Source organism: Acinetobacter sp. ANC 4470, assembly GCF_002135335.1.
In the GTDB taxonomy this organism is placed as follows: domain Bacteria; phylum Pseudomonadota; class Gammaproteobacteria; order Pseudomonadales; family Moraxellaceae; genus Acinetobacter.
In genome coordinates this window covers 358,986-381,878 of record NZ_NEGC01000001.1, presented here as the reverse complement: position 1 = coordinate 381,878, position 22,893 = coordinate 358,986, and the positions used below count along the sequence as shown (strand labels likewise).

The following is a 22,893-nucleotide window of genomic DNA, read 5'->3' as shown; positions in this document are numbered from 1 at the left end:
TCGGTGGTTGAAAAAGATGCCTAAAAGCTTGGGTAAATTGTCAAAAAGCCAAGTGCTTGTGATCAGCTTATTATTTCCGATGTTGTGTGTCGTGATTGTTATGTTCATATTGGCTATACGAGATAGCCATATGACTCAAGATAAACTAACGCATAGTGACGAATTCTTCAGCTGAAGTAGGATGTATGGCGACCGTATCATCAAAATCTTTTTTGGTGGCACCCATTTTTAGTGCTACGGCAAAACCTTGCAGAATTTCATCCATTCCATAACCAATGCCATGAATACCGATAATTTTTTCTTCTGCGCCAGAACAAATCAATTTCATTTTTGAAACTTGTCGATGTTCCGTGACCGCCGTATACATGGATGTAAAGGACGAGCTATATACCTTGATCTGATCTTGACCAAATTGAGCAATCGCTTGCGCTTCGGTTAAACCAACAGTCCCAATAGGGGGATGACTAAATACAACCGTCGGTATATTCTCATAATTTAGATATTCTTCAGATTTGCCATTGAACAAGCGTTCTGAAAGTTTACGACCAGCAGCAACGGCAACAGGCGTTAATTCTGCTTTGCCAGTAATATCTCCTACAGCATAAAGACCTGATTGAGAGGTATTTTGAAATTGATCAACTTGAATGTAGCCTGAGTCATTTAATTGAATAGCTGTACGCTCTAGTTTAAGTGCTTTCGTGTTGGGCTCCCTTCCTACAGCCCAGATCAGACAATCAACAATATGCTGCGTGCCATCCTCTAGATGTAAAAGCAGAGACTGATCTTCGAGTTTGGACACTTTAACGGGAGTCGCTTGCGTGTGAACTTGAATGTGATCACTGCGCATACTTTCTAGTAATGTTTCACCTAAAAATTGATCTAGACTGCGTAATGGCAAATTTTTACGTATAAAAAGTTGAACATCGGAACCTAAAGAATTTAAAACACCCGCTAGTTCAACCGCTATATAACCTGAGCCAATAATTGCGGTACGTTTTGGTAATTTTTGTAATTCAAAGAAACCATTTGAATCAATTCCGTGTTCTGCACCTTCAATATCAGGGCGAGAAGGCTGCGTTCCCGTGGCGATTAAAATATGGTCTGCTGTAAATTTTTCACCGTTGACTTCAATGGTTTTGTGATCAACAAACATCGCGAAACCATGAATAACATCGACCTGATTTTTACTCAGACCAGATTGATAGGAAGCATGAATTCTTTTGATATAAGCTTGTCTATTTTCTATGAGTTTTTTCCAATCGAAGCTTTTGAGTTTGGTGTCAAATCCATAATCAGAACCATATTTTTGAATGGCATCAGCAATTTGAGCTGAGTACCACATGACTTTTTTAGGCACACAGCCGACATTTACACATGTGCCGCCCAGATCACTGGCTTCAATCAAAGCACATTTTTTGCCATAAGATGCAGCACGATTCACCGATGCAATTCCGCCACTGCCACCACCAATTGCAATATAGTCATAGTGTTTAGACATGAAATACCTCGTTATATTTTCAAGTTATTTTGTTTTAGATAGATGCTTGATGGTAAGTACCAGAAAGTGCGAATAAAAGAAGTTTATAGGAACTAAACCATGTTATGGATACATAGGTCTCACCAAATATTTACCAGTACGGAGTATTGCTATTAAATATATGGTGCGTAAAATTAAAGTGCTGCACAAAATAAACTATAAGTGTTATCAATCATTTAAACGTATAAAAAAAGTAAGCATAATTGATCAAAATATGACGGTTTGTTACATCAAAGTGTTAGGTTAAATAGGAAAATATGGTTTGGATAAAGAAAATAGCCTCAAAGCAAAGCTATAAATTTTAAAAATAATCAAGATTGGTTTAGCCAAAATTCAATTGGATATTACCACTTCATCAGGTTTCATTTAGCTGTAATGATCAAAAATGAAAAAATAGACTTTTTATATAAAATATTTTGAATTAATCGTCGAAATTGATTCAAGTTTAAGTATTTATGATGAAAACCGACTAATTAGGTTGGATTTTTAGCAACATTCACGAAGCTGGGTAGAACTTTGCTTAACCTTCGCTGCATTTAAAGCTAAACTATAACATTCAGTTGTATGTCCGCACTTGGAGTAAACGTATGTCATGGCTTTCTTCGCTTAAATCTGTTTTTTCGCCCTCGCAGGAAGTGAAGGAAGATGAAATCCAAACGGTATTAGAAGGCTATTTATTGCCAGATTCAAACAACGCACTGAAAGACCGAATTAGCCAAGTGAATGTTGAGGGGCGAGTATTACAAATTACTATTAATACTTATCCTGATGAAGCAGATCAACTGCAGAAAATTCATGATGATCTGGCTGATGCACTTGAAAAATGCGGCATCCAAGAACTCAATATGCATGTGATTCAGCAAAAACATGTACACGGAGAAAATCGCGCTACTCATGATCATGGTAAAGCAGGGCATAGTTGTTCAAGTAAACCACAAGCTGAAACGATAGTACATCAAACTGTAAAACTTCCACCTGTGGTGGATGCTTCAGGTCAAACAACCCAAGCTGAAATCAAAAAACCGCAAGATGAAGACCCAAACAATCCGCCTATTCAAAAACCAGCACCACAACAAAGAGATGTGCCTAAGCATCCACGCATTCAAAATGTCATCTTGGTTTCATCGGGTAAAGGCGGTGTAGGTAAATCGACGACAACAGTAAATCTGGCTTTGGCATTGCAAAAACTGGGTTTAAAAGTGGGTGTTTTAGATGCCGATATTTATGGGCCAAGTATTCCAACCATGTTAGGAAATGCAGGTCGTACCCCCATGATCGAAGCAGAAAATTTTGTTCCGATTGATGCTTACGGCATGGCTGTTTTGTCGATTGGGCATTTAACTGGAGATAACAATACCCCTGTGGCTTGGCGTGGTCCAAAGGCAACAGGTGCATTGATGCAATTGTTCAACCAAACCTTATGGCCAGATCTAGATGTTTTGATGATTGATATGCCACCGGGGACAGGTGATATTCAATTGACACTTGCACAACGTATTCCTGTGACAGGTGCTGTCATTGTGACAACACCGCAAAATGTGGCATTAATGGATGCCATTAAAGGCATTGAACTGTTTAATAAAGTTCAAATTCCAGTCATGGGTGTGGTGGAAAATATGTCGACCCATATTTGTTCAAATTGCGGTCATGAAGAACAGGTTTTTGGTACAGGTGGGGGCGATAAATTATCAGAGCAGTACCAAATTCCTTTACTTGGACGTTTACCTTTGAATGTTCAAATTCGTGAAAATGCAGATGCAGGCAAACCGTCTGTAATTGCAGGTGATGACGCAGCGGAAAGCTATATTGCTATAGCGCAAAAAATTGCTGACCAACTGTCTAAAGCGGAAAAACCTCAAAACCGAATTTTCTAAAAGACACGAAAATACTATTTCAAACAGCTCAATTTTGGTTGGGCTGTTTTTACTTGCACAGGAATGTGTGGCATTCATGCTACATCCATAAATCCAACACCTGCTAAAATTTATTTTTAATTTGGGTTTTACGAACGACACGAATTAATCAAAAAGAACTTATGAAATAAGTCTTTTAACGATTGGTTAATTCAGTCTATAGGGGCTTAAAATGTGGTGGTTGAAATTTTTATTAACAAATGACTTTTAATTCATATTAGATGTTTGTTGTTAAGTTGATGATTGTCCTGCATTTATATTAATGATTTTAGTATTTTTGAAAAGATACAAAATTTCGTATTTGCTAAGTACAATAAACTTATTTACTCTTCGCGCACTCTATAGAGAGGTCGCATATGATTTCATGGCTGTTCATTGGTTTGGTCGTCACTATTTTATTGACACCTGGCCCAACAAATACATTGCTTGCATCTTCTGGTATACAGGTAGGTGTACGCCAATCATTACGACTTATTCCAGCAGAATCAATTGGCTATTTAATTGCGATTACCACTTGGGGAATGATCATTGGTACAGTTTCAAGTAAATTTCCAATTATTCCGACATTCCTCAAACTGTTGAGTGCGCTATATATTATTGTACTTGCCATTAAACTTTGGAAAACGGCTGATATAGAAGCTAGTTATAACCAGCCCACCATTCGTGCACGTGAGCTGTTTTGTGCGACTTTATTGAATCCTAAAGCATTGCTTTTTGCATCTGCTATTTTCCCAAGTACGGCTTGGCTGACCATGCAGGCTTACCTCGTGCATATGGGGCTGTTTTTGCTTTTGATTGTGCCGATTGCTTTATTTTGGACTTTTATTGGTTCAATTTTAGCCTCCAATAATGTGCGTTGGTTAAACCAATCTAATTTGCAAAAAACAGCATCTTTGGTCTTGATTAGTTTCTCTATTCCACTAAGTTACTCTGCTATTTTAAGTCTTTAAAATACAGCGATGAAAATGTACATTTGGTAAAAAATGACATCATCGCCTGATCATCATTTCCATTACAGCCGATTTCAGTTAAAGTACAGCGCAATAATTGATTTAACTATTTTTGGATAGAAAGAATGGCAATTAAGTCTGATCGTTGGATTCGTGAAATGAGCGAAAATCACGGCATGATTGAACCGTATGCAGAAAACCAAGTTCGCTATGATGACGCAGGTGAGAAACTCATTTCTTATGGTGTTTCAAGCTATGGTTATGATGTACGTTGTGCGCGTGAATTTAAAGTATTTACCAATGTTCACTCAGTAATTGTCGATCCAAAAAACTTTGATGATAAAAGCTTTATTGATATTGAATCTGACGTGTGCATTATCCCGCCAAATTCATTTGCCTTAGCGCGTACTGTAGAATATTTCCGTATTCCACGTAATGTTTTGACGGTGTGTTTAGGTAAATCAACCTATGCACGTTGCGGTATTATTGTGAATGTGACACCACTTGAGCCTGAGTGGGAAGGTCATGTTACCTTAGAGTTTTCAAATACAACCAATTTACCTGCACGTATTTATGCAGGTGAAGGTGTTGCTCAAATGTTGTTTTTTGAATCTGATGAAGTATGCGAAACTTCATATAAAGACCGTGGTGGTAAATATCAAGGTCAAACAGGTGTAACCTTACCAAAAGCGTAAATAGTATAAATAACTGAATAAGCGGATCATTTTGGTCCGCTTATTTTTTGTGGGCTTCATTCATCGGAAACTACTTACATTTGCCCAGTTTTTTTTGCAATTGGGTAAATATTCAGCATAATAAAAAGTTGTACAGACTTGGTAAGAACATTGTTGTAATGACAAATAAATAAAAATTTGACCTACCAAGCTTAGGATGATGTGAAAATAATGATGCGGAGCATCTGATAAAAAAGGAAGGTCGTGATGACTCAAAGTTGGAATGCAGGATTTAAAAAGTCTTGTTTGGCAAGTGTAATTGCTGTTTTGATTAGCCAATCAGTTTATGCGCTTGAATCTTTGTCAGATGATCACCTTGCAGACACAACGGGTGAGGGCATGGCACTCTTACCTGAAAATTTCAAAATGGTTTTTCAGGGGGCGAATGATTTGTCGGCTGCATCAAGTTATGGTGTTTTAACCGATTCAGCAGCCTTACTACAAGCATCAAAAAAAGATACCGGTTTTATACGGATTATTCCGACTGGTGAAAATTATGCCAACCTCACGTTAACAGCAGCTCAAGCCGCAGCTAAAAGAACCAAAGCAGACATTTTTATTTATGGTTTAGCATTGTCTGCGAGTAATAGTAACTTAAACCAGCGTTTTAGTAATGTTGGTTTTAACTGGGGAAGTTCTATTAACCCTTGGTTATTTCGTGCTGGCACAGCCAATAATATTCAACAATTTTCAAGTACCAATGTTGCTGGAGATATTAGTTATTTAGCTTTGGAAGCACCTTTAGCTCAAGTCACTGCAGATGAAAGTGATAATAATATTAAGTTAGGTTTCTGGTTAGATGCATTTTCACGCAGTTGGAACTCAAGTAATGCCATTAATCCGATTACAGGTGCGCCAGTGGCAAAGCCGGTAGCGGGTGATCCTAGCAACGATATCGATTTAGATAAAAACCAGCGTTTAAGATTACAGTATGTCGCAAATGGACTAAGTTTGAGTGGTTCACAAATACGACTTTTTCAAACCATGTCATCACCAACAGCTCAACATAATCTAACTCTGGGAATGGCCAGTGTTTTACGCTTAAATACCAATGATAACCCTGCAAACCTAAAATTTACTGATGCAGGTTTAGATGCAAAAGCCATTCGATTGAGTACAGCAACGACAGATGATGGAACGTATTCGACTCCAGCATTACAGCGAAATTCAGAGGCTCCTTTATTTAATGATAAAGAAGGGATGTATTTGTATAGTCCGAATATTAATTTAGTTCTAGGAAATATGTATCAACCCTTTGTTGTCGGTTCTGAAGGTAACAATATTATTTTAGAAGTTACCCGCATACCTAATGTGCCTAATATTTATAAGAAAATTTATACAAATTATGATGTGCCTTATAGTGGTTTATCTGCGACCAGTGAGTATCAGGGGTCTACTTGTAATGTCCATGTGTGCGGATTTAATACTTCTACACTAACCTCGGGTTCAAATACCATTAACTATCAAGGAAACAATGCGACGCACAGCAGTATTTCTATTGGTAGTGTAACGCGTGATCCCACCACTAATTTGTTAAAAGCTAATACTGGAGCAGATGCCACAGGCGTTGTATTTAGAAACCCTACAGGAACAGCAGTTAATTTGGGTTCTGTGGCTATAGATGGTGTGTTGATTCAACATCTTAAGTTTAAAACTACAGGTTTATAGGAAATTGAAATGTTAAATAAAATAGCTATTTCTGTTGCTTTATTACTTACTTGTACGGTTCATGCAGAATTGGTCAGTCTCGATAATACAGAATTATTAGATGTGACTGGACAGGGTGGTGCGGATTTAAGCTGGACATTGTCTTTAAATCATCAATATGCAAATGACATGAGTAAAAAAGATATTTCTAATCTTGCACTTATTAATGCAGGAAATACTACTGGCGCATATTATCAGTATGATTGTGTAGCCAATGTTTTATGTCGTTTTGCTTTCTCTCCAAATAATCAGATTGAGAAAGTAGGAGCGGTAGATAATAAAAAATGGTTGGTTTTTAAACAGATTCAAGGCACGATTCAAATTGATAAACTTTCTTTAGATGGTTCTACCATTATTAATAAAGACGGTAATCCGCAAACTGCGATGAACCTGACATTTTATGATAATAAGCCATTAAAAATACGTAATTTAGGTTTTGCGAGTTTAGCTGTTGAGAGTAATGGTGAAGAAGGCTATTTAAATAAAAGTACCTATACCACATATAATAATGGGAATGCAGTGCCTAGTTTCGATCAAGGTGCTGAAACAGGATTTATGGGCGTAAATGTGCATGGGAATTTGCATATGTCAGGTAATTTGAAAATCTTTAGTTATAACTGTGCAGGAACAACAAGCAGCCGTTGCTAAATAAAATTTTCGAAAAATAAGGATGTTAGAATGAAAAAAATAACAAAATTAAAACTACTGACTGTATGTATTTTTTTAGCACAACACAGTTATGCTTTAGAGCGATTAAATGATTCTTCATTGAGTACTGTTACAGGGCAAGATGGTATATCAATTACTCATGAGGTATCTAAGGTTACTGTTGATCAAGCCAATTGGGTGGATTATACCAATACAGGAAGTATGAAGTTAGGGCTTCATGATGTTGAAATTAAAGGCTTAAATAACAGTACAATTAAAAGTACCCTTGATTTTGATGTCGGAAAAACAGATCGTGGTGCAGGTATAAAAATTCAAGCCAGTATTTCACCCTTTCAGGCAACGGTTGAAAATTTGATGTTACTGTGTGGGGCTGCTGACTGTACCACTGCTTCACAAAATTTAGGCTCATTAAGTCTTTCAACTATTTCACCTTTACGAGTTTATCTGCAAACATCTGCTGGTTTGTTTAATCGTGATGAAATAGCTCATTTAGATTTTCAATTACAAAATGCCAGTATCGGTTATGGTTTAAATGGGCAATCGCTAACATTAAAGGATTTTAATTTTAATTTTTCTGCTGATGGTTATTTATATCTAGACTCGAATGAGGGGATAGCGATAACCACAAAAAGTAAAGATGGTCAAACTGATCATATTGTAAATTTAGCTCGAGTGACGGACTTAACGGATGTTGATTCAAGTCGAACTGGGGCAAAGAATCCTGGTGTGAATATTGATTTACGTTATGGATCAGATCCAAGTAACCAGAAGAATTTAATTCGTATGGGGGCATCAGGTGCCGTGACCAATGGAAAGGTCTTTTTTAATGCAAATCAGACTGGTCTAGCAGAGTTTAATTCTGTTGATCGGGCATCAGCAAATCTTACTGAAACCACAAAGACGGCGACAGGTTATGAGTTTGCAGGTGCAGGTGGTCTACATATGGGGGTTTCTGCCGACTTCACTCGAGAAGGAAATGCTTTATTAGGTGTTGGTGATAGCCCTACAACTCTAGAAATTGGACATACAGGGCATGGAAGTTATGCGCTTGAATTTTCGAATTTATCGCCTTTAACCATTCGTAATTCGACCGTTGTGTCAGACTTGAATACGCGTAATGCATATATTGATTTTGGTGATCTTTATATCAATACAGCGCAAGTGAAAAGCTTAAGTTTTATTGTTAATGAAAATGTTAAAAAGGTATTAGGTGCAACGAGCACAGATTTAAAATATGATATGGTACCAGCAGATAAGGGGCAAAATATCGCTTTAATTGCCATTCGTGGCATGGATTTTCAAGCGATTGCGCGTAAAGCCCGTTTTATTTCTGATAACTCCATTGCGGAAATTACAAGTTCCTCTGGTAAATGGGGAATTGGCTTACCTATCTTTAATTTAAATGCAAATTTAGCATTATTTTCTAAAAATTATAGCTATAACAATACGACAAAATCTGGTTTGGGTTATAACTTGGCGATGTCGACAGAAGGATATGGTATTGATAAAAAAACCAATGCACCAAGTACAACTTCTATTATTATTGTTGATGGAGCTACAGGTTTGCATAATGAAGAAGTTAACTATTATGCGGGTCTAAGAAATATCGATTCATATTTAAAATCAGATGGTGTGATTGGTTTTGAAAATGATGGAATTTATATTAAAGCGGATAATTTATTATTTGCAGCCAAAGCAGAAATTGCAATAGGACAACTACCAGGTTCTTTATATAACTGTCAAAGTGGTTCGAGTAAGTGTGGTCAAGTTGTTCCAATAGATAACTTTGCCCGTAAAGATGATGTATTAAGTTCAATCGCTTTTAAACTCGATGGTAAGGGGGAATTATTTATTATTCCAGGTATGAATTCTTCAACAGCAACGCCTGATACTAATTTTTTAAGTCTAAAAGCAAATTTTGAATTTAATCCCTTAACGACAGCAGAAAAAAATAATCAATCTGTATTAGGGAGTTATGTGAGCTTTGTTACAGATGATGTGAAAAGCAATGGTTCTGTTACTTCAACAAGTGTCAATTTAAATAAAATGCAAGGTCACGTTGGTCTTGAATCAGCAATTCATGTTAAAAAAGATACGATTGTTTTGGATAATAAAATAAATTTCAATCATCCATCTACAGCATTAACAAAAGCACAAATCGATGCGGGAAATGTAGGGCGTGTGTTTCGAGCTGAAATGGCGATGTCACCATCAGGTAGTATGCAAAAAGTGGCGGAATTTGCAATTACAGGAGGGGTAATGCGAAGTACTTTTGGGATTACACCTAGATAACTCATTATAATACAGGGAAATATAATGAAAAAAACAATAATGGCAAGCATTGCAGCTTCTACTTTAAGTTTGACTACAATGACCCATGCTATGACGAGTTTGGACGATCAAGAATTATCGAAAGTCGATGGTCAAGCTTTATTGAATTTGGAATATTTGCAGGGTAGCAATCAGACGGATGCTTTAGGTGTAAATTACAACCAAACCAATATTGGGTTTTATAAGTTGGGTTTAAATGCCGAAATGGAGCTGAATGCAAATATTAAAAGGCTTCAGCTTGGTTGTGGGGGGAGTAATGGTGCGGGAAAATGCGATCTTGATATTGATAATCTTTCATTGAGCGGGTTGCCTGCTGATCCAAATTATACTGCAGATCAGCGGACTGCAACTTCAGCAAAAATTACGAATCCTTTTATTCAATTTGCAATTAAAAATCCAACTTCTGCTGCAAGTCGTGAGGTTTTAGGCTTTAGGCTCAGCGCGGAAAAAATTTCAGGCTTAATGACTCTGGGTACTGAAAACAGTGCGACACCGAACGGTTTAAATAGTTTTAGTGGTTATATGAAAACTAAAGCGGCTTCTGGTATAGCCCAGACGGCTGAGAGAACAATGACCTATGCAGATACTAATCTTGAGATTAAGGGGAAGGTAAAAGGAACCATCTTGGGTATTCCCACAACATTAGACTACACTTCTAATAATTATAGTTTAAAACTCAGTTCAACCGCAGCCCCGTTTACCATTGGGTCTACCATTGTTTCTGGATCTCGGATGACAGATGTGAAGCTTAAAGGAACTGGAACAGTGGGACAAATTGATTTTGCAGGGGACTTGACAGCAAAAGTGTTAGGTGGATTGTTACCATTGGAGAAAAAGGTAACTGGAAACATTACAGGATTAAAAACGGATATTACCGTCAATCAGAGTTTAGGATTGATTCATGCGCTGTATTTAAATAACCCTGCATCATTATCATTACAATCACAAAGTATTTTATGGTCAGGTGCAGCGGTTGGAGCGAATAAGGGTTGGTGGTTGGCAATGGAGGATGAAGTTGAGCTAGGCAGTTTAAGTCCAACCACACAGGTTGCAATTACCAATGAGGTGTTGAAACAGACCATTGCGGGGATTAATAAGGATTTGACTGATAATCCTCGAGATTGTGGGCGAATTTTGGGTAGTTGTGTTTTTGGTGGAGATCTAGCTGTAGGAAATGTACCAATGAATTCGACGACATTAGATTTTCCTTTAACTAATTTGACCCTGCAAGGGCAAAATTTTCGACCAAACTGTTATGGTGGTGTGAAATTCTGCTAAGTCTGTCCCGCCTTAAAATAGATGTAAAAAATCCCGCACTAAGCGGGATTTTTTATTGAAGGATTATGAGGGATTATTTGGCAATTTTAGCTAAAAGTTCTTCTTTGCTGATATTTACAGACTCAGCATCAGTACGACCTTTGTATTCAAAAGTGCCTGCATCCAAGCCTTTCTCACCAATCACAATGCGGTGTGGAATACCTGTCAATTCTAGATCAGAGAATTTAACCCCTGGACGTTCGTTACGATCATCTAGAAGTACATCATAACCAGCCGCTTGTAATTCTGCATACAGTGCTTCAGCAGCTTCTACGGTACGCGGTGATTTATGTGCATTCATCGGCACAATCGCAACTTCAAAAGGTGCAATCGCTATCGGCCAAATAATGCCTTTGTCATCAAAGTTTTGTTCAATAGAAGAAGCAACCACACGTGTTACCCCAATTCCGTAGCAACCCATTGTGACTACAAGCGGTTTACCATCTTCACCTAACACTTTACAGTTGAGTGCTTCAGAATATTTTTGACCCAATTGGAAAATGTGACCCACTTCAATACCACGTTTAATTTGAAGTGTGCCTTGGCCATCTGGAGATGGATCACCTTCAACCACATTACGTAAGTCATAAACCTCAGTGAATGTTGCATCACGCTCCCAGTTTACGCCAGTTGCATGTTTGTCCGCTTGGTTTGCACCTGCAACGAAGTCTGAAAGTACAGATGCTGCACGGTCAACGATCACCGTTAAGCCTTTTTCAACGAGACCTTGTGGTCCAATGAAGCCAGTCACTAAACCAAGTGCAGCAATTTGCTCTTCTGTTGCAAAGGTTAAAGGTGTGGCAATTGCAGCATGTTTTTCAGCTTTAATTTCGTTTAATTCGTGGTCGCCGCGAAGGAACAATGCCACGACAGGAACATGACCTTGCTCATCAGCAACGCCTTGAACCAGTAGTGCTTTTACTGAATCTTTGGCATCTGATTTTAGGAATGCAGAAACATCAGCAATGGTTTTTTGATTTGGTGTATCAACCAGTTTTAATTCTTGCGTTGCTGTAGTACGTGTACCTACAAGAACTGCTTCAGCCATTTCGACGTTAGCTGCGTAATCAGAGTCTGTTGAGAACGCAATATCATCTTCACCACTTGAAGCTAAGACATGGAATTCATGTGAACCAGAACCGCCAATCGAACCGGTATCAGCTTGTACTGGGCGGAAGTTCAAACCTAAACGGGTGAAAATACGGCAATAGGTATCGTACATCACGTCATAGGTTTCTTGTAATGATGCTTGGTCTACATGGAATGAATAAGCATCTTTCATGATGAATTCGCGTGAGCGCATCACACCAAAACGTGGACGAATTTCATCACGGAATTTGGTTTGAATTTGGTAAAAATTGATCGGAAGTTGTTTGTAGCTTTTCAATTCGTTACGTGCAAGATCGGTAATCACTTCTTCATGGGTAGGACCCAGTACAAAATCGTTGTTATGACGGTCTTTGAAACGTAATAGTTCTGGGCCATATTGCACAAAACGACCTGATTCTTCCCAAAGGCTTGACGGTTGAGTCACCGGCATGAAGACTTCAAGAGATCCCGCACGGTTCATTTCTTCACGTACAATCGCTTCCACTTTATTTAGCACACGTACGCCCATTGGCAACCAAGTGTATAAACCCGAAGCCAATTTACGAATCATCCCCGCACGTAACATGAGCTGATGTGAAATAACTTCAGCATCGTTTGGGGTTTCTCTTAACGTAGCAAACAAAAAGCGACTCGCGCGCATGGAAACTGTCCTAGAAATATAAGCATGAAAGCCAGATTATACGATAAAAAATGAGGTAAACATTTCATAATGTCGCTTACATGCAAATTAACTGGTGAGACACTTTGTGAAACTGAGGCATCATACAAGTTTTGAGGGCATCTAAGTGAGTGGAGAGCATAAACTAAGGTGAGGAATATCTTAGTCAGTGAAAGGGAAGAAAGAGCATAAGGGGGGAATCTTGCTAAAATATTGATAGAAAAAGTACCCAGTAATGCTATTTATAAATGCCATAGGAAAAACATCGCAACAATGGTCAGTGTGGTGGTTAATACGGCAAGTTCATTTTTAGACTTATTTGGTGTCGCTGTAATTTAATTTTTATTCATAGTGGTATATCGGGTGATGTTTTCACGCACCACAATCGCATCATCAATCAGCATATCCATACTGAGCGAGGGCTAACGCCTTTCATCGTGTTGATGATGGAACTAAAAAGCTTAATGTATCACGTAGGGGGTGAGTAGGATTAAGTCGGTAATTGCAGTCGAACGAAAAGGTGCTAAAAATAATAAGCTTAAACATTATGGGCGTAAATTTAATCAAGTGTTTTTAAACGAGCGATAATGTTGTCGTATTCTGTTTGAGTGTTGAGATAGTTCGCTTGTAATGAATTAATATTTTTCTTTTTTTCTTCAATGTTTTTTTGGTTGTAATCTAAGCTGTTTTTTAAAGTAACAGGAATGTTTTCAGCTTTGCGTAAATGTTCCATTTGCTGGCGTTTAAAGTAGATTCGATCACTTTGCAGCTGTTTTAACTGATCTTGTTGAAAGGTTAGTTGTTTTTTAATATGCAGCAATGCGTCATTTCGCTTTTTGATGGCAACTTGACTGTTGGTATAGGCTTTTTTAAGTTTTAAGTCTGCTGATTTTTGTTGTGCTTGTGCGGCACGTAACGGCGCTTTTTTTACATCGGCTTCACTATTGTACGCACGATTACGCTGAATCAATTGCATGTTTTGATCTAAGGCTTCATAACCATGGCGAATGTGGTTGGGTGTTACATTTGTACTGATATTGGCTATGCCTTTACTATCATAGTAACGATACCATGTTGCTTTAAGTGGAGCTTGAGCATACATAGATGTAGATTGAAAAATCATTAAAAATAGAAAAATGAATTTTCTAGTCATTGTTTTTTGCGCAATGAAAGCGAGTTTTTGTTTAAACTGACTTTGCACTGTATCCCCCAATATGTATGTTAACTAAATTACTTATTTTGAAGTAATAAAATGCTATATTAGACTCAAAATTGAGAATAAAAAACTATTCTGAGTCAAAAAAAAGTCGTTGGTCGATAGAAAGTGTGAAGCTGTTGTGGTAAAAGCAAAAAAATGAGTCTTTGTTTGGAAAATGGTCGTTGAAAATGCAAGTAAAGATATGTTAAAAATGTCTATAACTTGTAATAGAACTTTCTACTCAAATTGTTGGTACATTCTAAAAATGGGAAGGGTCACTAAATGGACGATAAATTCCAAAATCTAAAAGTTATGGTGATTGATGATTCAAAAACCATTCGTCGTACAGCAGAAACATTATTGCAACGTGAAGGTTTTGAAGTCGTAACTGCGGTAGATGGTTTTGAAGCTTTAGCAAAAATTGCAGAAGCAAATCCTGATATTGTCTTTGTAGATATTATGATGCCTCGTTTAGATGGTTATCAAACTTGCGCATTAATCAAAAATTCTCAAAATTATCAAAATATTCCGGTCATTATGCTGTCAAGTAAAGATGGCTTATTTGATCAAGCAAAAGGTCGTGTTGTGGGGTCGGATGAATATTTAACCAAACCCTTTAGTAAAGATGAATTATTAAACGCAATTCGAACACACGTAACAGCATAAGTTAATTTTTTTTGGGGACAAGCATGTCACGTATCCTTATAGTTGATGATTCACCAACAGAAACATTCCGTTTTAAAGAAATTCTAACCAAACATGGGTTTGAGGTTATTGAAGCGGCAAATGGCGCTGATGGTGTCACAATGGCACAAGCAGAGTTGCCAGATCTTGTGTTAATGGATGTGGTGATGCCAGGGGTAAATGGTTTTCAAGCAACGCGTCAAATTGCACGTGGAGACACGACAAAACACATTCCAATTGTGATTGTTAGTACCAAGGATCAAGCAACAGACCGAGTTTGGGGGAAACGTCAAGGGGCAAGTGATTATTTAACCAAGCCTGTAGATGAACAACAATTAATTGATGTGATTAAAAGCCACCTCAATGCAGGATAAAGCTCTATGGCAGCTAACGGATTTATCGAATTACTTCGGCTTGCTAAACGTGGTAACAAAAACTACGTTACAACTGAAAATGAAGTAAACCGATGGTCAGGTATTGCTTTTGAGATGATGGGGCAATATTTCGTTGCCCCTTTAGGTGAAGTAACTGAGGTGATTTATCCACCTAAATATACGCCAGTTCCAAATACTCAATCATGGGTGATGGGGTTGGCTAATATTCGGGGGCGTTTACTTTCAGTAGCTGATTTAGCTCAATATATTTCTGGGCATAGAAGTCAGTTTTCACCTACTCAGAAAGTATTGTGTATTAGTCATAATGACCATTATGTCGGTTTAGTTGTAGATCAAGTTTTAGGGATTCAGCACTTTAATAAGAAAAGTTTTTTTTCTAAAAATAGTGAGTTAGACAGCAATTTAAAAGAGTATTGTCAGGGATATTTTTATCAACATAATCAACACTGGCATGTTTTCTTATTTAGTCGTTTATTGCAAAATCCAAAATACATGAATGCATCTATAAAATTTATAAATTAATAGTCGCGCGCTGAAGAATGATGGCGAAAGTCGGGGAGAAGCTGGATGGGCTTTAAACTTAAAAAGAAAAATACAGGTGAAGGCAGCAATCGTAAGATTGGTAATACTTTTTTCGCTAAGATTCAATCACAGACAGATCAATTATCACGTGTATTTGGAGACAGTGAAAAGTCCAAACCATTAATTTTGGGTGCAGCTTTTTCTCTTGTCTTAGCAATATTCCTATTATTGTATTTATTCTATAGTGTGCCGCGCAATAATGAGTTAACGCGTAGTGTTGGTGATTTACGTTTGTTATCACAAACGATTTCACGTCAAGCGACTGAAGCAACAGCATCAGGTACGAAAGAATCGATTGATAAATTAAAAAAATCTCAAGAATCATTTGCTAAGAATCTGGTAATTGTAAAAGATATTCATGCTCGTACTCAGCCACTGGCTGATGTAGAGACGCAATGGAAAAAAGTATCAGAAGAGATTGATTTAATTGCTGCGCAACAGAAAATGATTAATCAACTTTATGATACGAATATTGCGATTGGGGAAACGATTCCTGGTATTCAGGCTGAATATAACCTGATGGTTGACCAAATGGCACGTCAAAACATGCCAAGTAATCAGGTGGTTATTGCGAAAAATCAGGTATTTATTGCGGAACGTATTCTTCGTTCTATCAGTTCGGTACTGACAGGTAGTGATAACTCTCGTGAATCAGCAGATGACTTTAGTGCCGATACTGAAACATTTGGTTCGTACCTTGATGCGCAGCTCAATGGTAGTGCTGAATTAGGTGTAGAGCGTATTACTGATCCAGTTTTACTTGAATCATTAACAGGTATTAAGGCTGAATATGATGATGTATTGAAATCAGCGTCTGCAACTATTCTTAAAAACTCAGCACAGATTGTTAAAGTACGCCAAGCCTCTTCTGCAATTTTTGCACAATCAGATGAATTGTTAGCAGACTTGTATAAATTATCGGTTGGTTCAAGTTTAACGATTGCAATTCCTGGTCTGTTTTTACTTTTATGTTTAGGCGGTTTCTTATTCTGTGTATTCAAATTACTTGGTTTGCGTGGTGAATCTGATAAACAGCGCGTAGCACGTTTACAAGAAGAGTATGACCGTAACCAGAATGCGATTTTACGTTTACTCGATGAGATTGCTGACTTAGCAGATGGTGACCTTCGTTCATATGCAACAGTATCTGAAGATTTTACGGGTGCGATTGCCGATTCGATTAACTTCGCGATTGACCAATTACGTGACCTCGTTTCACGTATTACCGATACTTCTCAAGAAGTTGCACAATATACTGCAAATACGCAGGGCATTACTAACCAGTTAGCTGAAGCATCTGAACACCAAGCGCAAGAAATTGCGGGTGCATCTGCTGCAATTAATGAAATGGCAATATCTATTGACCAAGTATCTTCAAATGCAACAGAGTCTGCGGTGGTTGCAGAACGTTCGGTAAAAATTGCTGCCAACGGTGCTGATGTCGTAAACCGTTCAATTGAAGGTATGGATACGATTCGTGAACAGATTCAAGAAACCTCAAAACGTATTAAACGTTTGGGTGAATCTTCTCAAGAAATTGGTAACATTGTTGCCTTAATTAACGATATTGCCGATCAAACCAATATCTTGGCATTAAACGCTGCAATTCAAGCGTCTATGGCAGGTGAAGCAGGACGTGGTTTTGCGGTGGTAGCGGATGAGGTACAGCGTCTAGCTGAACGTTCAGCATCAGCAACCAAGCAGATTGAAGGTCTGGTAAAAACCATTCAAACAGATACAAACGAAGCTGTAATTTCAATGGAACAAACTACATCTGAGGTTGTTCGTGGTGCGAACTTATCTAAAGATGCGGGCGTAGCGTTGGATGAAATTCAAAACGTATCTGGTAACTTGGCGAAATTGATTGCTAACATTTCTGATGCTGCAAAACTACAGTCTGCTTCTGCAGGTCATATTGCAACCACGATGAATGTTGTACAAGAAATTACATCACAAACGACAACAGCAACATTCGATACAGCACGTTCAGTATCTGAATTGGCAAATATGGCCGAATCATTACGTGAATCTGTAACTGACTTTAAATTACCGGACTAAGGTAAAGCTAAAGCTATGGGGTAATGTGCCTTACTTTCGAGTAAGGCACATCAATAAATCACAGATAAAACATCGACGAGATAAACTTAGCTTCAGAGTTAGGTCTCGTGTGATGGTGATAATTAAGTTTGAGCGCCCTCATTGGTGGCAGATAAACGTAAGAAGCCTAAGCTATGAAAGAAATATTAAAAAATTTAGTTGAAACGACTACGCTCCCTGAAGATAGTTATCTTGATCAAGATGCAGAAATTTTAGAAATTTTTGTTGAAGAAATAGAAGAGATCTTCGTTGAATTAAGTACTTTATTTACCACATGGTTTGAAAATCCACGTGATCAAGAAACGTTGAGCACAATTCGCCGTCATTTCCATACTTTAAAAGGGTCTGGGAGAATGGTTGGAGCAAAATCTGCAGGTGAGTTGGCTTGGATTGTTGAAGACACTTTAAATCGAGCTATTTCAGGTGCAATTCCTTTAGATGACAAAGTTCAATACTTTGCTCAAACAGTATTTAAGATTTATCAATATAAGTTATACCCTATTTTTAAGACCGTTCAGCTTGCTGATATCGATTTGCGACCTTTGGTTTTATTGGGTCAGCAGATACAACAAAAATTAAGTCTGGAGCCTGCATTAGAAGAGTTACTAGAGCTTTCTACACGTTTGACGGCAGAAGATGGTATTACCGGTTTAGAATTTAAAGATCAAGAATCAAGTGTAGTTGATTCTGAAGCAGAAGATAGTCAAGTAGAAGATAATAATTATATAGAAGAAACGGTTGCTATCTTTATTGAGGAAGCTGAAGAGCATTTGGTAACGATAGATCGGTTCTTGAAAAATGAAGAAGCACATACTCAAGATTATAATGGGCTTATTCGTGCCTTGCATACCTTACGTGGTAGTTCATCAATGGCTCAAATTGAGCAGATTTTTGAAGCCAGCACCAAAGTAGAAAATTTATTTAAAACCCTATTGCAAGACGATATTGTTTCTACATCGAATCAAACGGCATTGTTAATTCAGTATGTCGAGTTTGTCCGTGATTATTTACATATCTTAAGACAGGGTCAAACGCAAAAACTAGATGCCATTTATGACACATTTAATAGTGCATGGAATAATTACGGTTTTGCTTCAACTGAATTAGATGAAGGTGTTAATCCTCAAGGCTTAGTTTCTAAGCTTATCGCATTGAATATTGATTTGTTATTGGATGCTGAGTTCGAGTTTGAGAAGCGTGCAAAAGTTGAATACCCAGAATATATACAGGCTTTAACTGAACAAGCAAAACAATTATTAGATCACACCGATAATCGTGCTGCGATTGGAATTCATCAATTTATCCATGAATTAAAGTTAAGTTATGAAACATTGGCATTAAAGCCAGAACTTTTAAATATTGATTATGCATATGAGTTATTTGCACAAGCTCATCAAGAATTCATCCATTTATTTGACACGTTAGCTGCTGGAGAGCGCGTCATTTTATCTGCGGACGTTCAGAAAGTATTGAGTGACCTTTCTGCTTTCGTTCAGCAAGAAGTTGAACAGTTTGATGAGAATGAATCTGAGGTTGACACATTATCTGTAGCAAGCAGTACGGAGTCAGCAGCTGTCGATCTTGCGCAGATTTCACAAAGAATCCGTTCTGATCGTGCTCAAATGCATGCAGCCGATGCGAATCATGATTTTGATACTGATTTGCTGGATATCTTCTTAGAAGAAGCAGAAGAGTTGTTGGTGGGGATTGACCAAGATTTGAATACTTGGGCGAAGGATCAAACCAACACAGCTTCATTGAATAATTTAATGCGTTATTTGCATACCTTAAAAGGTGGTGCAAATATGATTCAAGCGACGCATATTGGTTTGATTTCACATGAGTTAGAGTCAATTTATGAGCGTGTGATTCGTCAACAAATTGAGGTAACACCACAACTCATTAGTATAGTTCGTTTGGTACAAGATGATATTGCTGATCGAATTCAAATTATTCGTGACAATCATATTGACTATGCTGGTCGTGAATCGATTGAAATTTTGCGTAATATTCAAGAGATAGCACAAGGTAAGTCTACAGGCGTACCTATTATAGAAATGGATGCGGCTGAAGTTGATACATTAGCAGCGCCAGTTGAAACAGCTGTGGTAGAAATTGAGACAGAGCAAGACTCTGTTGTATCAAATGTAGCGCATTTTGAAGACCCAGAAGAAAGTATTCGCTTAATTGCCGCAGAAACTTTCTTGGAAGAAGCTGAAGAAATTCTAGCGTCTACAGATGAGTTCTTAACAAAATGGTTTGAGCAACGAAGCGATCGTAGCTTACTTCTTCAATTACAACGTGCAGCCCACAGCCTTAAAGGTGGTGCGCGTATGGTTGAAAATGAACCTGTCGCAGCAATTTCGTATCAATTAGAAACCACGTTCGAGCAGTTTGCAGTCCATCATTTTAACTCGAATGCTTACGATTTATTATTACAAACGACCTTCTCATGGTTGAAACAAGCCATCTTTGAGCGTGATTATAGTAATTTCGACAGTTTAAGATTAAGTTTGGAGTCCATTGAGTTGGTGAATGTCACCGCTCAGTTACCAAATCGCGTGACTCAAGCGAATAGCTTATCTACCCCTAAAATCTTTGAATTTATTCAAGGTGATGGTACTGAACCACCAGCAATGTTGGGGGAGTGGGACTTAAGCTCTCAACAAGACAATAGTAATGAAATGATCCGTATTTCTGCCGATTTGGTGGAGAAAATGATCGATTTGTCTGGTGAAAATGCGATTAACCGTTCGCGTATTGAAATGGACTTGGGGCAACTTGGTAATACCTTAAATGAGATGGAATTGGCGATGAAGCGTTTAGCTGATCAATTACGTCGAATGGAGGGTGAGTTAGAATCACAAATTATTGCTAAACATGGTTCAGAAAATTCACGTTATGCTGATTTTGACCCATTAGAGATGGATCAATATTCATCTTTAAATCAGTTATCGAAATCTTTGGCGGAATCTGCATCTGACTTGGTCGATTTTAAAACGACCTTGGCAGAAAAAATTCGTGATACAGAAGGCTTGCTGTTGCAGCAATCACGTATTCAAGCGGAAATTCAAGAAAGCTTGATGCGTACCCGACTGGTACCATTTGATCGTCTATTGCCTCGTTTACAACGTATTGTTCGTCAGACCTCATCGACCTTAAACCGTCCGACCGAATTGATTGTGAATAATACTGAAGGTGAGTTGGACCGTACTATTCTTGAGCGTTTGGTCACACCATTTGAGCATATGCTGCGTAATGCGATTGACCATGGTATTGAGGATATTGAACAGCGTCTGCATGCTAAGAAATCAGAAGTCGGTCATATTGAACTGAATATTAGCCGTCAAGGTACAGATGTACTGGTATCGTTTAGTGATGATGGTAAGGGTATTGATGAGTCTAAAATCCAAGAAAAAGCGCTTAACTTGGGTTTAATTAAAGCGGATCAATTCCTCGATAAACAAGAAATTCTGCAATTTATTTTCCATCCTGGATTTAGTACTGCCAAAGAAGTGACCCAAATTTCTGGTCGTGGTGTTGGTTTGGATGTGGTCCAAAGTGAAATTAAAGCGTTAGGGGGACATGTTTCTGTTGACTCCAATATTGGTCAGGGGACAACGTTTACCATTCGTGTACCAACCACGGTATCTGTGAGTGATGCCTTGATGGTGAAAGCAGGCGATCAACAATTTGCAATTTCACTTGCTCAAATTGAACGTATTGTGCGAATTGCACCATCGGCATTGGAAGAGTATTTCAACAGTAAAGATGACTTCTTTAAAATTGATAATACCAGTTATAAACTGCGTTATTTATCTGAGTTTGTTTCAAACCAGCCCTTACCACGTTTAAGCAATATTGCACATTCTTTACCTGTATTGCTTATTAAGGGTAATAATGATCAAACCATTGCATTGTTGGTCGATCAATTGATTGGTTCGCGTGCACAAATTGTCGTGAAACCAATTGGTCAACAGTTCTCAAGTGTTGGTGTTGTTGCTGGAGCAACAATTTTAGGTGATGGTCAAGTTTGTTTGATTTTAGAAGGTCAAAACATTGCTCGACAAATTCAAGCCACACAACGCATTAAGGATATCTCTGATCAACGAGATTCGCCACGACACAATAATGCACGTCGCTTAATTATGATTGTCGATGATTCGGTGACAGTTCGTAAGGTGACATCACGTTTACTTGAGCGTCAAGGTTATGATGTCGTGACTGCTAAGGATGGTGTGGATGCGATTGAACAACTTGAAAATGTGAAACCTGATTTAATGTTGCTCGATATTGAAATGCCGCGTATGGATGGTTTTGAAGTCACGAATTTGGTTCGCCATCACGAAGTGCATCAAAATTTACCAATTATTATGATTACGTCAAGAACAGGTGAAAAGCATCGTGAGCGTGCCTTCAGTCTTGGGGTAACAGACTATATGGGTAAACCATTCCAAGAAGCAGAATTGCTCAGCAATGTTGAAAATTTGTTAGCAGCCGATCATGGGGCAATTAAATGAGCCAAAATAGTGTTTCAAACTCTGCTGTTGAGAAAATGACACAACAAGAGTTACATCATCTTATTACTGTATCGACTGGTTTTATTGACTCTTATATTATTGAATGTCATGGTAAAAAGTCAATGTTATTACCACAAAACATTGTCTTGTCAGCACTCGATAGCGCTACCGACGTTCCATTTGTGGAATGGCATGAGCTCAAGTTGCCTGTCTATGCTGTAAATAATCCTGAACATAAAACTGGGGTCGCTTTGGTTATTGAAGGCGATGATGTGAGTCAGCGTTTTGCATTGATGTGTAATGAGATGCCAAAAACCATTCGTTTGCGTATTTCTGAAGTTATTGATGAAGAATATGCTTTAAATGATCCAGCTGTATTTCAATATGTGCGTATGGCTGATCAAATTTTTCATATACCCAATCTAGCCCAAATTCAGTCATCTTTAGGCGTTTAATTTTATTGCGTATTGCAAATACGAGACACAAAAAAG

At 38.0% G+C, this 22,893-nt stretch carries 16 protein-coding genes; 13 read left to right on the top strand and 3 right to left on the bottom strand.

Annotated features, from left to right (window positions below):
• Nucleotides 1-145 precede the first annotated feature (145 nt).
• A complete protein-coding gene (gorA, locus tag B9T25_RS01755; protein WP_086186764.1) occupies nt 146-1,498 on the bottom strand; it encodes a glutathione-disulfide reductase in 1,353 nt (450 codons plus the stop codon).
• A gap of 626 nt (nt 1,499-2,124) precedes the next feature.
• Here gorA and apbC point away from each other — a divergent pair.
• The 7 genes from apbC to B9T25_RS01720 all read left to right on the top strand — a co-directional run bounded on the left by apbC (nt 2,125) and on the right by B9T25_RS01720 (nt 11,119).
• On the top strand, nt 2,125-3,411 hold the full coding sequence (gene apbC, locus B9T25_RS01750; protein WP_086186763.1) for an iron-sulfur cluster carrier protein ApbC: 1,287 nt from the start codon (nt 2,125-2,127) through the stop codon (nt 3,409-3,411).
• A 395-nt stretch (nt 3,412-3,806) separates the two neighbouring features.
• Nucleotides 3,807-4,400 carry a LysE family translocator gene (locus B9T25_RS01745; RefSeq protein ID WP_086186762.1) on the top strand — a complete coding sequence of 198 codons (594 nt, stop codon included), beginning with the start codon at nt 3,807-3,809 and terminating at the stop codon, nt 4,398-4,400.
• Between the two features lie 125 nt (nt 4,401-4,525).
• Nucleotides 4,526-5,095, top strand: a complete 570-nt coding sequence (gene dcd, locus B9T25_RS01740) for a dCTP deaminase (protein WP_004648130.1) — start codon at nt 4,526-4,528, stop codon at nt 5,093-5,095.
• 246 nt (nt 5,096-5,341) lie between these two features.
• Complete coding sequence (locus B9T25_RS01735) at nt 5,342-6,802, top strand: hypothetical protein (protein ID WP_086186761.1); 1,461 nt, start codon at nt 5,342-5,344, stop codon at nt 6,800-6,802.
• Between the two features lie 9 nt (nt 6,803-6,811).
• The gene (locus B9T25_RS01730) at nt 6,812-7,489 is read left to right on the top strand and encodes a hypothetical protein (RefSeq protein WP_086186760.1); all 678 of its coding nucleotides are present in this window, start codon (nt 6,812-6,814) and stop codon (nt 7,487-7,489) included.
• Between the two features lie 30 nt (nt 7,490-7,519).
• On the top strand, nt 7,520-9,802 hold the full coding sequence (locus tag B9T25_RS01725; protein ID WP_086186759.1) for a DUF6160 family protein: 2,283 nt from the start codon (nt 7,520-7,522) through the stop codon (nt 9,800-9,802).
• A gap of 24 nt (nt 9,803-9,826) precedes the next feature.
• The gene (locus B9T25_RS01720; protein ID WP_086186758.1) at nt 9,827-11,119 is read left to right on the top strand and encodes a hypothetical protein; all 1,293 of its coding nucleotides are present in this window, start codon (nt 9,827-9,829) and stop codon (nt 11,117-11,119) included.
• A gap of 73 nt (nt 11,120-11,192) precedes the next feature.
• Here the strand turns inward: B9T25_RS01720 and B9T25_RS01715 are convergent, their stop codons facing one another.
• Complete coding sequence (locus tag B9T25_RS01715; RefSeq protein WP_086186757.1) at nt 11,193-12,908, bottom strand: proline--tRNA ligase; 1,716 nt, start codon at nt 12,906-12,908, stop codon at nt 11,193-11,195.
• Between the two features lie 577 nt (nt 12,909-13,485).
• Nucleotides 13,486-14,079: a hypothetical protein gene (locus tag B9T25_RS01710; protein ID WP_086187022.1), complete on the bottom strand. Its 594-nt coding sequence runs from the start codon at nt 14,077-14,079 to the stop codon at nt 13,486-13,488.
• A 327-nt stretch (nt 14,080-14,406) separates the two neighbouring features.
• Between B9T25_RS01710 and pilG the strand changes: the two genes are divergently transcribed.
• The 6 genes from pilG to B9T25_RS01680 all read left to right on the top strand — a co-directional run bounded on the left by pilG (nt 14,407) and on the right by B9T25_RS01680 (nt 22,857).
• Nucleotides 14,407-14,790: a twitching motility response regulator PilG gene (gene pilG / locus B9T25_RS01705; RefSeq protein WP_086186756.1), complete on the top strand. Its 384-nt coding sequence runs from the start codon at nt 14,407-14,409 to the stop codon at nt 14,788-14,790.
• 23 nt (nt 14,791-14,813) lie between these two features.
• Nucleotides 14,814-15,182 carry a response regulator gene (locus B9T25_RS01700; protein ID WP_086186755.1) on the top strand — a complete coding sequence of 123 codons (369 nt, stop codon included), beginning with the start codon at nt 14,814-14,816 and terminating at the stop codon, nt 15,180-15,182.
• 6 nt (nt 15,183-15,188) lie between these two features.
• Nucleotides 15,189-15,725, top strand: a complete 537-nt coding sequence (locus B9T25_RS01695) for a chemotaxis protein CheW (protein WP_004648140.1) — start codon at nt 15,189-15,191, stop codon at nt 15,723-15,725.
• A 45-nt stretch (nt 15,726-15,770) separates the two neighbouring features.
• A complete protein-coding gene (locus tag B9T25_RS01690) occupies nt 15,771-17,843 on the top strand; it encodes a methyl-accepting chemotaxis protein (protein ID WP_086186754.1) in 2,073 nt (690 codons plus the stop codon).
• A 173-nt stretch (nt 17,844-18,016) separates the two neighbouring features.
• Complete coding sequence (locus B9T25_RS01685; RefSeq protein ID WP_086186753.1) at nt 18,017-22,402, top strand: Hpt domain-containing protein; 4,386 nt, start codon at nt 18,017-18,019, stop codon at nt 22,400-22,402.
• A complete protein-coding gene (locus B9T25_RS01680; RefSeq protein ID WP_086186752.1) occupies nt 22,399-22,857 on the top strand; it encodes a hypothetical protein in 459 nt (152 codons plus the stop codon). Before B9T25_RS01685 ends, B9T25_RS01680 begins: the two co-directional genes overlap by 4 nt.
• The last annotated feature ends 36 nt before the right edge of the window (nt 22,858-22,893 follow it).

Excerpts from the sequence above, each read along its gene's own strand:
- gorA (WP_086186764.1), bottom strand. The coding sequence starts at position 1,498 with ATGTCTAAACACTATGACTATATTGCAATTGGTGGTGGCAGTGGCGGA.
- apbC (WP_086186763.1), top strand. The coding sequence starts at position 2,125 with ATGTCATGGCTTTCTTCGCTTAAATCTGTTTTTTCGCCCTCGCAGGAA.
- B9T25_RS01745 (WP_086186762.1), top strand. The coding sequence starts at position 3,807 with ATGATTTCATGGCTGTTCATTGGTTTGGTCGTCACTATTTTATTGACA.
- dcd (WP_004648130.1), top strand. The coding sequence starts at position 4,526 with ATGGCAATTAAGTCTGATCGTTGGATTCGTGAAATGAGCGAAAATCAC.
- B9T25_RS01735 (WP_086186761.1), top strand. The coding sequence starts at position 5,342 with ATGACTCAAAGTTGGAATGCAGGATTTAAAAAGTCTTGTTTGGCAAGT.
- B9T25_RS01730 (WP_086186760.1), top strand. The coding sequence starts at position 6,812 with ATGTTAAATAAAATAGCTATTTCTGTTGCTTTATTACTTACTTGTACG.
- B9T25_RS01725 (WP_086186759.1), top strand. The coding sequence starts at position 7,520 with ATGAAAAAAATAACAAAATTAAAACTACTGACTGTATGTATTTTTTTA.
- B9T25_RS01720 (WP_086186758.1), top strand. The coding sequence starts at position 9,827 with ATGAAAAAAACAATAATGGCAAGCATTGCAGCTTCTACTTTAAGTTTG.
- B9T25_RS01715 (WP_086186757.1), bottom strand. The coding sequence starts at position 12,908 with ATGCGCGCGAGTCGCTTTTTGTTTGCTACGTTAAGAGAAACCCCAAAC.
- B9T25_RS01710 (WP_086187022.1), bottom strand. The coding sequence starts at position 14,079 with ATGACTAGAAAATTCATTTTTCTATTTTTAATGATTTTTCAATCTACA.
- pilG (WP_086186756.1), top strand. The coding sequence starts at position 14,407 with ATGGACGATAAATTCCAAAATCTAAAAGTTATGGTGATTGATGATTCA.
- B9T25_RS01700 (WP_086186755.1), top strand. The coding sequence starts at position 14,814 with ATGTCACGTATCCTTATAGTTGATGATTCACCAACAGAAACATTCCGT.
- B9T25_RS01695 (WP_004648140.1), top strand. The coding sequence starts at position 15,189 with ATGGCAGCTAACGGATTTATCGAATTACTTCGGCTTGCTAAACGTGGT.
- B9T25_RS01690 (WP_086186754.1), top strand. The coding sequence starts at position 15,771 with ATGGGCTTTAAACTTAAAAAGAAAAATACAGGTGAAGGCAGCAATCGT.
- B9T25_RS01685 (WP_086186753.1), top strand. The coding sequence starts at position 18,017 with ATGAAAGAAATATTAAAAAATTTAGTTGAAACGACTACGCTCCCTGAA.
- B9T25_RS01680 (WP_086186752.1), top strand. The coding sequence starts at position 22,399 with ATGAGCCAAAATAGTGTTTCAAACTCTGCTGTTGAGAAAATGACACAA.